At 56.6% G+C, this 13800-nt stretch carries 11 protein-coding genes; 2 read left to right on the top strand and 9 right to left on the bottom strand.

From position 1 onward, the window contains the following. Positions 1–72: 72 nt before the first annotated feature. From Pla52o_RS09555 to Pla52o_RS09545, 3 genes are all read right to left on the bottom strand, one after another. Complete coding sequence (locus Pla52o_RS09555) at positions 73–684, bottom strand: LemA family protein (protein ID WP_146594383.1); 612 nt, start codon at positions 682–684, stop codon at positions 73–75. 271 nt (positions 685–955) lie between these two features. Continuing rightward, positions 956–2740, bottom strand: a complete 1785-nt coding sequence (locus tag Pla52o_RS09550) for a Y-family DNA polymerase (protein WP_146594382.1) — start codon at positions 2738–2740, stop codon at positions 956–958. After that, positions 2649–3821 (bottom strand): ImuA family protein, encoded by a 1173-nt coding sequence (locus Pla52o_RS09545; protein WP_146594381.1) that lies wholly within the window; start codon positions 3819–3821, stop codon positions 2649–2651. Before Pla52o_RS09545 ends, Pla52o_RS09550 begins: the two co-directional genes overlap by 92 nt. Before the next feature lie 300 nt (positions 3822–4121). Here Pla52o_RS09545 and Pla52o_RS09540 point away from each other — a divergent pair, with 300 nt between their 5' ends. Then, positions 4122–4463 carry a LapA family protein gene (locus Pla52o_RS09540; RefSeq protein WP_146594380.1) on the top strand — a complete coding sequence of 114 codons (342 nt, stop codon included), beginning with the start codon at positions 4122–4124 and terminating at the stop codon, positions 4461–4463. 113 nt (positions 4464–4576) lie between these two features. On the opposite strand, the gene Pla52o_RS09535 is transcribed toward Pla52o_RS09540, so the two are convergent. The 3 genes from Pla52o_RS09535 to Pla52o_RS09525 all read right to left on the bottom strand — a co-directional run bounded on the left by Pla52o_RS09535 (position 4577) and on the right by Pla52o_RS09525 (position 6975). Next, on the bottom strand, positions 4577–4837 hold the full coding sequence (locus Pla52o_RS09535; protein ID WP_146594379.1) for a hypothetical protein: 261 nt from the start codon (positions 4835–4837) through the stop codon (positions 4577–4579). A 537-nt stretch (positions 4838–5374) separates the two neighbouring features. Then, positions 5375–6493: a Gfo/Idh/MocA family protein gene (locus Pla52o_RS09530; RefSeq protein WP_146594378.1), complete on the bottom strand. Its 1119-nt coding sequence runs from the start codon at positions 6491–6493 to the stop codon at positions 5375–5377. 257 nt (positions 6494–6750) lie between these two features. Beyond that, the gene (locus tag Pla52o_RS09525) at positions 6751–6975 is read right to left on the bottom strand and encodes a hypothetical protein (RefSeq protein WP_146594377.1); all 225 of its coding nucleotides are present in this window, start codon (positions 6973–6975) and stop codon (positions 6751–6753) included. Between the two features lie 478 nt (positions 6976–7453). Here Pla52o_RS09525 and Pla52o_RS09520 point away from each other — a divergent pair, with 478 nt between their 5' ends. Continuing rightward, complete coding sequence (locus Pla52o_RS09520; protein ID WP_146594376.1) at positions 7454–7876, top strand: secondary thiamine-phosphate synthase enzyme YjbQ; 423 nt, start codon at positions 7454–7456, stop codon at positions 7874–7876. A 268-nt stretch (positions 7877–8144) separates the two neighbouring features. Here Pla52o_RS09520 and Pla52o_RS09515 read toward each other — a convergent pair whose 3' ends face one another. The 3 genes from Pla52o_RS09515 to Pla52o_RS09505 form a co-directional block, all read right to left on the bottom strand. After that, positions 8145–10850 (bottom strand): MGH1-like glycoside hydrolase domain-containing protein, encoded by a 2706-nt coding sequence (locus Pla52o_RS09515; protein WP_146594375.1) that lies wholly within the window; start codon positions 10848–10850, stop codon positions 8145–8147. A gap of 178 nt (positions 10851–11028) precedes the next feature. Next, positions 11029–12222 carry a phosphoglycerate kinase gene (locus Pla52o_RS09510; RefSeq protein WP_146594374.1) on the bottom strand — a complete coding sequence of 398 codons (1194 nt, stop codon included), beginning with the start codon at positions 12220–12222 and terminating at the stop codon, positions 11029–11031. Positions 12223–12525: 303 nt separating this feature from the next. Further along, positions 12526–13635, bottom strand: a complete 1110-nt coding sequence (locus tag Pla52o_RS09505; RefSeq protein WP_146594373.1) for a prenyltransferase/squalene oxidase repeat-containing protein — start codon at positions 13633–13635, stop codon at positions 12526–12528. Positions 13636–13800: the final 165 nt, after the last annotated feature.

The raw sequence follows: 13800 nt of genomic DNA, 5'->3' as shown, positions 1-13800 counted from the left end.
CGAAGCGAGGCCATGCTAGAACGCATGACCGTGAAGGCGTGGGGCGACGCCGAACGTGCTCTAGGAACGGTCCTATGCACCAACCAGTTCGAACTTGGGAGCGTGTTGAATCTCGGCGTGGTCATCGAACTGTAGCAATTCGATGTTATCCCCAAAGCCAATCGAGGGTGAGAACAAAACGGTGGGAAAGTTTTGGCGGCGAATGTTAAATTGCGTTGCCATGTCGTTGTACAGTTGACGGGCAAAGGAGATTCGATTTTCGGTGCTGGTCAATTCCTCGGTTAATTGAGCAATCGATTCATTTGCTTTGAGTGCGGGATACGCTTCGATCACCATCGACAATCGGCCGATCGCACCCCCGAGCGCCTCTTCGGACGCCGCCCACGACCGCACCGCGCTGGCGTCGGTTAGATTGTTTTGCAATCCATTGAGTTTTGACGAGGCTTGTTGGCGAGCCGAGATAACCGCTTCGAGCGTTTCGCGTTCATGCGAAAGGTAGGAGCGTGCTGCTTCAACGAGCGATGGAATCAAATCGTAGCGGCGTTTGAGCTGCACTTCGATTTGCGAAAAACTGTTGCGAGTTTCTTCAAACAAGCCCAGCAACACGTTGTAGGTGCGGGCAACAAAGATCGAAATGGCAACAACCAAACCGGCGGCTAGGCCGATGGCAACAACGTTTAGCATCGTATCACTCGTGACGTAATGGGGCGATGGTGGGGCAAACCAAGGTAGAGGGGCCCTCAAAGTCGCTTGGTCGTGCGCATGGTTAACTGCGGACGAAATCGTCTAGGCGGAATCGTGAGGGGCTCATCTAAATCTAGGTTCAAAGCGTTCACGATTCCGACGCAAAGTCCTGTAGAAAAGCGAGTTCACGCTACCAAGACGTATCGATTGCGCACGCTGCTTCGGTTGCAATGGTTATGCGTTCTTGAGATTAGCCGTCGAGCGGAATTCGCTAGGTGAATTGGCCGTGTAGAAACCACTCTGACGCATCGCTTGCGGTGATGTCGCGGTAAACCCACCAACAGGTTCCGGTATCGGTCTCGACGCGATAATAGTCGCGGCGGATCGTGGGCCCGCTCCACCACCGCGTCTCGATTCGCTCGGGCTCCCAGTACCCCACCATTCGAATCTCACGGCCCCGCAAACGAAATGCTTCGGGAAGCTGATTCGAGACCTGCGGGACGAGGGACACAAGTGGCTGAGGAGGATCGAGGATCGTCAGCGGACGCCGCATCGCGTCGGTCGCCGAAGGGGATCGGTAACGCGATGCCGATGGATGGGAACGCGTTGGGATCGCTCCGCCAGAGGTTCCTTGGGGCGATTCGACGCGGCGATTTTTGATTGGTTGGCCAGTCATAGGAAACGTTTGATGGGCGTTCTCCGGTAACGGGTCGTCGTGAACCTTCACTCCTAACACCGCATCGCGGCCGAGACGACCACTGAGTTTGTCAACAAAACGCGAAACCGCAGTCCCCCCCATGCTTTGCGAATCGGGGGCTCCATCGCTCAGCAGCGACGTTTGTACGGTCCGCAGGGGACCGGTCAAGGCAATCGAAAGGGTTAAACGGACCACATCGTGGCGAAGCGATAGGTTTTCAAAACGCCCCGCGATCAACGAGTGCAGATGGGCAACATCGGCGCTGGGAGCAAACAAGCCGACTTCGACGTGTTGCGACGGCGGGACCGCCATATCCAAATGGCACAACAAACGGATTGCCCCGAGGTTCCGTCTCGCTAACCCCGCCTTGGCTTGGTGCAACAGACCTTCCATGCGGTGCAGCAAGATCGGCAGGTCGCGAGTCGGGTACTCCAGTTCGTGCGCGTACGTCAATGCATCGGACGTCACGTCGGTAACTAGCGGTTCGTCGATTTCGCCAATCGCTTGACTGATTCGATCGACCAGCGGTTTGCCTAATCGGGTTGCTAACCCGCTGCGTGGTAAACGTAACAATTGATCGATTCGCTCGACACCAAGGCGATGCAAGGTGATTGCGGTGTCACGGGCAATCCGCAGGGCTTCGATCGGAAATGAGGCAATCGCCGCGGTCGGTTCGTCGCTGATCTCCACGTCGTGGTCACCAAAGTGGGCGAGCGCCCAAGCGGCGGCCATGTTTGGAGCGATGGCCATGCGTGTATGCAGCTGCACCGCGTAGTGATCCGCGAATGTGTTTTCAATCGCGTCAATCAATCCTTGGACGCCGTCAAATAAATGCCAGACTCCCGTGACATCGCACAGCAACGATTCCGGTTGTTGACGTGGGAATCCCGCCCAAGGTTGCGCGTCAAGCGATTCGATTGCGACGCGTGGTGTGATCGCTTGTTGAATATGAGCGGCCAGCTGTTTGAGCATTTCACCATCCATGAACGGATCGTGGCGGCGAATTTCAGCGGGTCGAAGCTCCGCCGCTTGGGACGCGGCGGGCGATGGAGAGTGCCGCAGCAGTGGTGTCGTCTCAACCAGCGGCATGCCGATCCGGACGCCGCGCATCGAAGCATCACGACAACAAGCCGCGACGATGCGGCCGCGGCGAGGATCATCGGCCCATAATAAGGTGGGCGAGGGAATGTCGTGGAGCGCTCCGCGATCATCACGTGCGACCGCAGAGCGATCAACGACGCGAGAACCCTGCGGTTCCGCTCGCTCCTTAGCCGACTCGGTGTTGAGGATTGACGCTTCGCGCAGCCGTACGCTTTGGATGGGCCAATTGGGAAGCCAGATGCACAGCAGCCGTTTCATGTCGTGTCCCTTGCGGTGCCGCCACTCTCAATGGCGCAGCGACTTCGATCAACTGAGCCTGGTCATCCATTTGAATCCAGACACTTTTGCCGAGTGGGCCGCCCCGCCCCCGATCCAAGGTGACTTGTAATGGCGTGTCGTGGTGCGGATTTGGAGGGGTTGGCCACGACAACCCGGTGCCCTTTTTAACATGCAAGCGAACCTCGGCGAAACTCGGCTTGCCACGTTCGGCCACCGGCCGGACAAAAAATCCAGGCGTGTGTCCCTGTTCAGCCGCCAATTGAAAACGTCGTGCATCGCGATCATCCAAGCGGGTATCGATCATCGCCCACACGGCCGCGACGGCTTCGCATCGCAACGCTTGGTCGATGGCCCAAACCGCGTCGGCGCCACTGCGAGGTTGGACCAGGATCATCCGCGTTGCGGGGATGCCCAACGCGATCGCCGCGGGGGGATAAAAAGTCTTTCGCGAATCAATGATCACGATCGGGCTGGTCGAATCCCCCAGTCGTTGGTCGTGAGCGCGAAGCGCATTGCCGGCAACGACCAGCGAAAGGGCCGCCGCACCACAACCCTCGGCATCCGCGATCCATTCGGAAATCGCGTCCCCTCGCAAACCACCGCGAAGCAACGTGTGATCGAGCGCCACGCAACCGGTTGAGAAGATCGGTGCGTGGTTCGCTAACGTCGGGCCCGCCTCCATCGGATGCGATGACGACACGTTCAAGCAATTGGCTTGGGCACGCAACTTTTCCAGGATCGTTTGACGGTCCGATGGCGGGACCGGCGCAAGGGGGGCTTCGCTCGGAAGTGACGAGGGAGCGTTTTCCGCGGTCTTGGGGGGGGCTTCGGCGAGGTGTGAAGAGAGACCCGAAGCGGCGCGCTTAGGAGCCGAGCGAACGTAGGGCTCGAGCGGAAACAGTAGCGATGATTTTCCAATCGCCAGCCCAGGACGCTGGGGCGTGCGAAGCGGAGGAGTCCCTTGGGATCGGCGGTTTGCTTTCGAGCGAATCGGTTGCGAGGACGCCAGGGGAGGGGCGGACGCAGACGCTTCCATGAACTCAAAGGTTTGTTGGGGCACGGCAAGTGTCCTGGGGACCATTGGAGAGGAGGAAACGAGAAAACGCTCGTCGACAAAAAAACGGTCGACCGAAACACCTCACGGTGAGGCAGCCCAGTGATGCAGCCCGACGAGGAGGTTGCTGGATTTTCTCCGTCGAGAAGCCTAGGCTACGCTGCGGGGGGGCAAAGTCTTTGCGGAGCGGGGACTTCGCCATCGCCTCCATTCACGCCCCATACACGTCAGACGCACCTTGAATGCTAGCATTTGCCGAGGGCAGGGGAAAGCGTCTTTAGAGAAAGATCGACGAGAGAGAGACTAATGATGCAGAAAATACGCTGGTTTTTGTTGCTTCTGGGAATCGTGATCGCGCTGGTGATCGCTTTTCAGAACAATCGAAACGAGGAGGTGAATGTGTTGTTCTTCCATGGCGAAGTCTCCTTGTTGCTGCTGATTGTGACTGCGGTGGGGGTGGGATTTGTATTTGGCGCGATGATGACTTATGGGATGTTGCGCCCGAAAAAGGGGGCTGCGAAAAAGTCGCATTCGGCCGCTGGGAAGGTGGTTTCGGCGGGGCCGGCCTCGGCGAGCCATTCCCCATCGGCTCCGAAGCCAGAGCGGGCCGACGCTCTGACTCCGGATCGTGCCGACGCGAAGGAATAGAAAAGTCGCCTTTGACTCTGGGAAAGTGGCGTCGTTAGACGCTGCTTTCGCGGAGCGAAAGGCGACACGGGTGAGCCGTCGGCTCTCCCCCAGGGCAACTGCCAATCGGTTCGCTAGCGGGCAGTGCGTCGGGCTGTGCGGCGGGCAGCCATCATGTCGTGTCGCATCAAAACCAGTCTCGCTAAATCGCCCATGTGATTGATGCCTCGCTTGGGCTCGTTGAGCTGGCTTGGGCTTACTTCGTTGCGGGGGACCGACGATGGAGATTGGATTGCCTTGGGAGCAACGATCGCGGGAGCAACGAAGGCGATCGGCGCGCGACTGGCAACGGGACTGGCAACAACAGGGCTATCGAAAAGCATCATTTGGGTCATCGAACAGATTCCTGTGCGAAAGAAGCGAATCAGGTAACACCGGAGCGATCAATCACTCAGGTAGAACCATTCTTCGCGACCCTTGTGACACGTCTGGTCACACTCGGAAAAAGAAATTTTGAATTTTGAGAAAGAGACGGTTTGCCGCCGGAAACCGACTCCCGACGCTGCCGCCTTAGCCCGGATGATTTTTAACCCGCCGCGTCGGCTTTGAAGTTGCGCGTTTGGATAGGTTCCGGGCTAAGGGCTTGGCCATTTACGAGGCGCCGTCAATGGATTCGAACCAACGACCGGGCCGCCCGCCCGTTGGCCTTGCAATCCATTGGTTTACTCGGCTGGTTTGCTCAGCTGGTTTGCTCAGCTGGTTTACTCAGCTGGTTTACTCAGCCTCCGGCGCATTGAGCTGGGCTAGGCAAACTTCCGGGGCTTTGCTCCGCAATGCAAACGCGCCACTGCAAACGCGCCACTGCACTAGGTGTAAGCGAGAAAATGTCCCTTCTTGCTTCGGTCCCTCGCTGGCGCTTTGGGCGAACCGGACTAGCCTGCGACCGCATCGACGTTGACCCAGTCTCCGTTTGCGATCGCGCTGCGTCGACACGCATCAAGAATCAATTGCGTCTTCAGGGTCAGCTCGGGATAGCGGAGATCGAGCTTGTTGTGCAGCGCGCACGTCGCGAGTCGGCGAACCATCTGCACTTCTTGCGAGTTGGGTTCCCCCGAGGCGTAGCCCACGCTCGATCGCGATTGAGTCTTCCGATTGAAGTTCCATCGACAATTCTCAATTTCCAAGGCGTGGTCGTGGGTCGCCCAATGCGCTTGTGAGTCATAGAACGGCAAGACGAAGTCATCAATCGTCAAATGGCCTCGGTCTCCCGACACGACCGCGGTTTGTTGATTGCTTGTCAAAAAGGAGCAATAGAACGTGGCCGAGAGTCCTTCACCGAATTGCAGCTCGGCAGAAAACTCGCCCGGTACATGAGGTTGGCCTTGCGGGTTCCCTATCGCGGTGATCGTTCGTGCGGACACGCGTTCGGGCATCTGCAGTCCGGCCGCCCAGAGTGTGAAGCGAATGCAATACCAGCCGAGATCACCCAGGCACCCATGCGGCTCGAGTTCATGATTGGCACGGATGTTTGATTCGAGAAAGGAGTCATCGCCGCAGAACGAAAAGTGCGTATTGATACGGCGAAGTTTTCCGACGACATGATCGTGATGCAGGGCGTGCGAAACATCCTCGATCCGTTGGCTGTGATCGAACATCACGCCATCCATGAATTGGACGTTGGCGGCGCGACAGGCATCGAGCATCTCACGAACTTGTTTCGTGTTAACGCCCACCGGTTTTTCGCACAACACGTGCTTGCCCGCCTCGGCGGCGGCGATCACCCATGGTTTACGAATCCCCGTGGGCAGCGGAATGTAGACCGCATCGATGTCATCGCTGCGAATCAGCTCCTCGTACGAGCCCATTGCGACGGCGGGTTCGCTTTGCGGTGCTTCGGCGGCACATTCATCGATGAAGCACTGGGCACGCTCTACCGACCGGCTGGCGACCGCAGCGACGCGTCCATTGCCACTGAGCCGAATCGCTTTCCAGTTTTTTCGCGCGATCGCCGCTGCACCTAAAAATCCCCATCTGCAGATTGAGTCTGACATATTCCCTGTCTTTTGAACCGTGATCCGGAGGTCAATTTGGCGTCATTTTAGTTGCGACGGCGATCAAACGCACGACCCCACGCAGCCAATCCCAACACGGGCCAATCCAAACACGGGGCCAATCCAAACACGGGGGTTCGTTACAAAATGAAAACGCCCCACAAAACGAAAACACCCCCAAAAGGAACGAATCCTTACGGGGGTGTCTGGGTCGTGTTTGAGGGGGGCGCTCGTTTGAGCTTGGCCCCCAATCGAACTTACTCGCGAGGACGAATTGCGCCGGTCAAACCGCTGTAATCAACGCGGTCCGTGGTGTGCCAAAGGGGTTGCCCTAGTTCGACGCGACGGCGCAAGACTTCAATCTTCTCTTGGCTGCCTGCGGGGGCGTCGGTCGGTTCGAAGTCGTTGTCTTTGTTGGGCACGAAGTCTTCGTCGTGTCCGTAACGCAGAATGGCCTCAAACACGTTCTTGCAATGACTCATTATTCGATCTCTACTCCATGTGCAAAACATTCATTCCAATAAATGTTTTGCATCCAATTCAATGTTCGATTCGGCCGTGAATCCAACAGGCCTTATTTGTCTGCACGAGAAGATTATTGACGCGATTCCCTGGGAGTCAAGAAAATTGTGTTAACAATCGAAGCGGCAAGGATGAAGTTGGCCTCGATTGCGACACACAAAAACGACCCTCCCAGAGCCCCCATTTGAGTTCCCTTTCCCAGTCGTCATTCCCCCCACATCAGGGTCCGATTCTGGCAAGGGGGGATACTCCAACATTGAACATCAACGAAGGAGTCCCCAGGCACAGGCGTCTCAATCCGATGGTCGTTAAAAGTTCCAAACAGGGGGGCCCAAACGAGCCGCCTTTCGACCCATTGAATCCCGTTTTTGAAGCCAAAATAAACGCGAAAAATATTTTGGTTTCTCGCAATTTTTCCCTCTTCCGAAAGTCACGTTTATGTGGATTCAGAAAAAACTACGGCTTCCTGCGATGCAGCGAGGCTTCCATTTAGTCACCGAAATGATCGTTCGCGATCTGCCTGAACTCGACTCGATTGGAGTGGGGTGGATGCAGGTATTTATCCAGCACACGAGCGCCTCGTTGACGATCAACGAGAACGCCGATCCCGACGTGCGCATCGACTTCGAAACCGCGATGAACCATGCCGTTCCCGAATCGCTTCCCTACATTCACACCCTCGAAGGTCCCGATGATATGCCCGCGCATGTCAAAGCTTCGATGATGGGAGCAAGCGTCATGATTCCGATTACCGATGGCCGATTGCAGCTCGGCGTTTGGCAAGGCATTTACTTGTGCGAGCACCGTGACCATGCGGGAGGCCGCAATGTCATCGTCACCGTTATGGGCGAATCAAGCTAAACCGTTCGCTCGTCCCATCGGCTCCGTGACAACGCGGTAAGACGTGACAATGCGGTAAGACGAAACAACGCGGTAAGATAGACCGGAGATGCGGTTTGCCGTATCTCTGGAAAGGTTAACGGACAGTTAACAGAGGGTTGCTGCGGGGCGAGAAACCTCTCGTGTCCGTTAGCGAGCCCGCCACGGTTAAGCCCATGGTTGTCGATTCTCCATGCGGTCGTTGAGACGCGGGGACAAAACGCATCGGAGGCGTTTTGCTAGCGGCGTTCTAATGGGTTGCAGCGCCGTGGCTTCGCAGGATTGTTGCGATCAACGCGGTCCATCCGGTTTGGTGACTTGCGCCCAGCCCGGTGCCCTGGTCGGCGTGAAAGTATTCATAGAACAGCACGAGGTCTTTCCAGGCAGGGTCGGTTGCATATTGAGCGACTCGACCATGAGACGGGCGGAAACCGTTCCTGTCGACTTCGAAGATCGAAATCAATCGTCGTTCTAACTCGCGGGCGACCTCCTTGAGCGACATCATGTTGCCGCTGCCGGTGGGACATTCGACTTTAAAGTCATCGCCGTAGAACACGTAATAACGTTTGAGTGCTTGGATGAGCAAGAAGTTCATGGGGAACCAAATCGGGCCTCGCCAATTGCTGTTTCCGCCGAACATCGCACTATCACTCTCGCCGGGCATGTAGCTCACCTCGTGGCGTTGGCCGCCGAAATCAAACACCAGCGGGGCATCGTGATGGGCCGCCGAGAGGCTGCGAATTCCAAACGGCGATAAGAACTCGTTTTCATCGAGCATCAGTGAAATCAGACGCCGAAATCGATCACTCGAAGGAATCGCCAACAATCGGTTGCAAGGTTTCCCGAGCGTCGTGTCCTCGCGTTCCATGTAGGTCATGTGTTGGCTCAGGTCGCTACGGTTGCGAAGAAACCAGTTCATGCGTCGTTTGAAACCGGGCAACTTTTCGATGATCGGTTCTTCGAGAATGACGCCGGTCATCAAGGGCAACAGTCCCACGAGGGAGCGGACACGAATCGGAGTCGATTTGCCGTCGACGTAAAGATGGTCGTAATAGAAGCCATCTTCGTCATCCCACAGCCCGCTGCCGTCCATCGAGTTCATCGCTTCGGCGATCGCCACATAGTGCTCGAAGAACTTGCTTGCCATGTCGCCGTAGGCGATGTCACCTTCGGCTAATTCGATGGCGATACGCAACATCGTGCCACAATAGAATGCCATCCACGCGGTGCCATCGGCTTGTTCAAGATGCCCTTGAGGCAACGGTTTACTGCGATCGAAAACCCCGATATTGTCGAGCCCAAGGAAGCCACCGGCAAAGATGTTTTTGCCTCGCGGATCCTTGCGGTTGACCCACCAGGTGAAGTTGATGAGCAGTTTTTGAAAGGCCCGCGCCAAGAATTCTTTGTCGCGTTGTTGAGGGGCTCCCGAAGCCTTGTAAACTTGCCACACTCCCCAGGCATGCACGGGAGGATTGACGTCGCCAAGTTGCCATTCGTACGCGGGGATCTGCCCGCTGGGGTGCATGTACCATTCACGCAAAAACAGAATCATTTGCTCTTTGGCAAAGTGTGTATCCAAATGAGCCATCGGCACCATGTGAAATGCCAAATCCCAAGCGGCGTACCAAGGGTATTCCCACTTGTCCGGCATCGAGATCACATCCCGATTGAACAAGTGTCGCCAATCGCTGTTGCGGCCGAGTTTGCGAAGCTCGTTGGTCGGCGCACCTTGGGGGTCGCCATCAAGCCACGTGGCAACCGAGTAGTGGTAGAACTGTTTCGTCCACAATAACCCCGCGTACGCTTGCCGCATGATCATGCGACGATCTTGGCTTAAACTCGGTGGGATACGTGAGGCATAAAATGCGTCCGCTTCGTCGATCCGTTTGGCAAAACACGCGTCGAAGGAATCGGCAAACGCCACTTTGGAAAACGTGGCCGAGTCGCCGCCGGCAACGTCTTTGACGATCGGCGAATCGACGTGCGCAAGCCGCAAGCGAATCTCACGCGTGGCCCCGGCCGGCAGCATCATCAATCCATAGGCCCCGACCTTGGTGCCGCGTTTTGCTGGGTTGGTCGAGTCGCGGTTTCCATGCACGATGAAGTCATTGAAGGCGTCTTTGTAATGCTCGCTCTCACCCGGTAAATCGGGATGACGCTCTCGATTGGTTTCATTGTCGGTAAACAACCAAGTCCAATCGTCGTTCGCATCGATCGCATCACAGGCGAACCAGAATTGTTTGAGTGATTCATGGTTCGTGTGAACGACATTGCCCGCCAAACGCATCGAAGGACGTGTCGTGCAACCTTCATCGCTGCAATCCCAGGTCCATGTGTTGCGGAAAAACAGTTGTGGAACCAGATGCAAGGCGGCCGCTTGCGGACCGCGATTCGTAATCGTCAAGCGGATCAACAAATCGTCAGGATCGCTTTTAGCGTATTCCGCGATAACATCGAAGTAACGTGATTCCTCAAACGCCGATGAATCGGTTAGCTCGTATTCAGGTTCGAGACGGCTGCGTGATCGCGAAACGTCGACGAGCTCTTCGTAGGGGAACCGGCTTTGCGGATACTTGTACAACGCCTTCATGTAACTGTGCGTTGGGGTGCTATCAAGATAGTAGTAGCACTCTTTGACATCTTCGCCGTGATTGCCTTCGGGGCCGGTGACGCCAAACAATCGCTCTTTCAAAATCGGGTCGTGTCCGTTCCACAGACCCAACGAAAAGCAAAGCCGGCATTCCCGGTCGCAGACGCCAAGCAATCCATCCTCACCCCAGCGGTAGGCTCGGCTGCGCGCATGATCATGCGGAAAATAGCTCCACGTCGCATCTCCACCTGCGCTGTAATCCTCACGCACGGTGCCCCATTGTCGCTCGGACAAATATGGCCCCCAGCGTTGCCAATTCTGCTCGCGGCGTTGGGACTGAGCCAAGCGTTCGTCTTCGGCTGTCATTCCGTTGCCTTATGAGGAGAGGAGGAGAGGGGGAGAGGGGGAGTGGGAGAGACAAGGAGACAAGGAGACAAGGAGACAAGGAGTGGGGAGTGGGGAGTGGGGAGTGGGAATCTCGCTCTTGTCTTTTTCTTGTCTCCCACTCTCCTTGTCTCTCCCCCACCTCCCCCTCTTTCCTTGCTTACGCTTCGTCGAGCAGATCGACGGCGGCGAAGCGTTGGCCTTCGAGCATCGCTAGGCTGGCACCGCCACCGGTGCTGACATGACTGACTTGGTCCGCGAAACCGAGTTGGTCTACCGCCGCGGCACTGTCTCCTCCGCCGATGATGCTGACCGAGTCGCTGTCGGCGACCGCTTGAGCGACCGCTTTGGTGCCAGCGTCCATGGGTGGTTTTTCAAACACGCCCATGGGGCCGTTCCAGACGATCGTTTTGGCGTTCTTGATCACCTCGGAGTAGAGTTCTGCGGTTTCAGGACCGATGTCAAAGCCTTCCATGTCGTCAGGGATCTCACCTGCCGCCACGATCTTTTTGTTGCAGCCGGCGATGTCGCGGAAGTCGTCGCCACAATGAGTGTCGACAGGAAGACGCAATTTGTCGCCTCCCTTGGCCAGTAGTTCTTTTGCTAAGTCGACCTTGTCTTTCTCGACCAAGCTGCCTCCCACGTTGCCGCCCTTGGCCAACGAGAAGGTGTATGCCATTGCGCCCCCGATCAAGATCGTGTCACAAATCCCCAGCAAGTTGTTGATCACGTTGATCTTGTCGCTGACCTTCGCTCCGCCCAAAATCGCGACGAAGGGACGTTTGGGGTTGCTGATCGCGTCGGTCAAGTAAGCGATCTCTTTGGCAACCAGATGGCCGACCACGCGAGGCTTGCCGGCCATCGCTTCGGGGACGGCAACCATCGATGCGTCTTTGCGGTGACAGGTACCGAAGGCATCGTTGCAATAAACATCGGCCATGGCGGCGAGCTTGCCCGCAAACTCGCTGTCGCCCTTCTTTTCGCCGGGATTGAAACGCAAGTTTTCCAGCACCAACACGTCGCCGTCGGTGAGTGCGGCGGCTTTGCCGGTCGCGTCCTCCCCGACCGTATCGGCGGCAAAGGCCACTGGTTTTTCCAGCAACACGCCCAATTGCTTCGCCGCGGGTGCCAAACTGTACTTGGCGTCATCCCCCTTGCCTTCGGGACGTCCCAGATGGCTCATCAAAATCACGCGTCCGCCACGATCGATGACGCTCTTGATGCTCGGCAATGCCATGCGAATGCGGCGGTCATCGGTGATCGTCTGGTTTTCATCGAGCGGGACATTAAAGTCGACCCGCATCAATACATTCTTACCCGCTACGTCGACTTGATCGATTGTCTTTTTCGCCATGGCTTTATTCTCGATTTTCCAAAAAACAGTTTAGCTGATTTACTCGCTTACCTAGCTCGCGATTATCAACAAACCATCCTGAGTGTCGAGTAGCCAAACGTCTAGCCAAACGTGTTCTTGCCGACACGCCCTCGGCGGTTGGGAGCTTGCCTCTCCCGTCAATCAAAACCCGGCGCGTCAGTATTGAAGTGACGCGAATGCCGTTTTCCAAATAAAATCATGACACGACGCGTCAGCGAGGAACCGAGTCGATCACGATTTTTCCTGGCTCCACGGCGGCGTGGCTAGAGGGGCGACGACGATCTAGTCGCGACAGTACGCCAGCGCGAGCAAGGTGTAGGCGGTCACGAGTTGACGGTCCCCTTCCATCCAACGCTCGCTCTTCTTGTTGACCCAAGATCCATCGGCTTGTTGTTCGGAAATCAGGTGGTCGGTCAACTCTTCACGCCACGGGTGTGGGGTTCCCGATGCGTCATCAAGCACCTCGACTTGTGCTGCATCGAGCGCTTTGGCGAAGGTGTGATAGTAATAGTACAAACCGGCTTGCCCCATCCCGGGGTTGGAGTCGAGCGAGTAGTTCTTGGCAATAAAATCCATCGCCGCCATCACTCGCGGGTCATCCTTGGATAACCCGGCGTAGATCATGCTTTTGAGTCCCGCATAGGTCATCGAACCATAGCTTCGCAACCCTCCGCCTTCGGCCGCACCGGCTTGGCTTTCCCCGCCCGCGGCGGGCGTGTAATAAAAACCGCCATCGTTGACTTGGTCTGCATGCGGCGTGTCGTTGCCCTGGTGGGCCAAGTTCTGAGAACGGACGACGAACTGCAACGCTTTTTGCAGCGATTCATCCTCCTCGTCATTACCCAGGTCGCGGAGCGCATCAATCAAGAACGAGGTGTTCGAGAGGTCCGGACGCTTGTGTTTTCCATAGCCCGCACCGCCATAGGAAGGGTCGGAGGTTTCGATCCCTTCCCCTTCGTCCCATTGAATCCCCTTCAAAAACATCTCGGCTCGCTTCAGGGGGCTGTCGTAACGGCCCTCGCGGTTTGCTTGCACCAAGGCGCCGACGGCCACCGAGGTTTCATAATTGCGATACATCGATCCGGTGGCGTAAATTCCACCGTCGCCTTGGAATTTTGACTCAATATACGCCAGCGCCTTCTGGATCCCAGGATCGTTGATCGCTTGGGGGCGGTGTTGCAGGATCGCGTTGACGCAAAGCGCCGTTACGGCCACTCCCGTTTCGCCGCTGAAGGAACCGTCGGCCGCTTGACCGCGGTTTTTAAGGAATTCAATGCCACGGTTGGCCGAACGCTGAATTTTCGCTTGGAGTGGGGTTTCAGCGAAAACGAGCCCCGAAACGTGGCTACCCAGCAGGCTGGAACAAAGCAAAATCGTGAGCAAACGAATCATGAGCGGAGACTCATCCTTAAATTGAGGTGCGGTTGGGGGGAGTGTGAATTAGCCGTTCTAACGGGACAACCGATACGGACCGCACCACTTGTGCGTTCATTTTATCTTGTCAGAGCAGATCAATGGAGCTTAATCGCAACGGTTTCCGAACCACTAAGTATCCCT

The sequence above is a fragment of the Novipirellula galeiformis genome (genome assembly GCF_007860095.1).
Classification (GTDB): Bacteria; Planctomycetota; Planctomycetia; order Pirellulales; family Pirellulaceae; genus Novipirellula; species Novipirellula galeiformis.
Note: the sequence above shows the minus strand (reverse complement) of the source record. Positions and strands in the feature narration are given on the sequence as shown.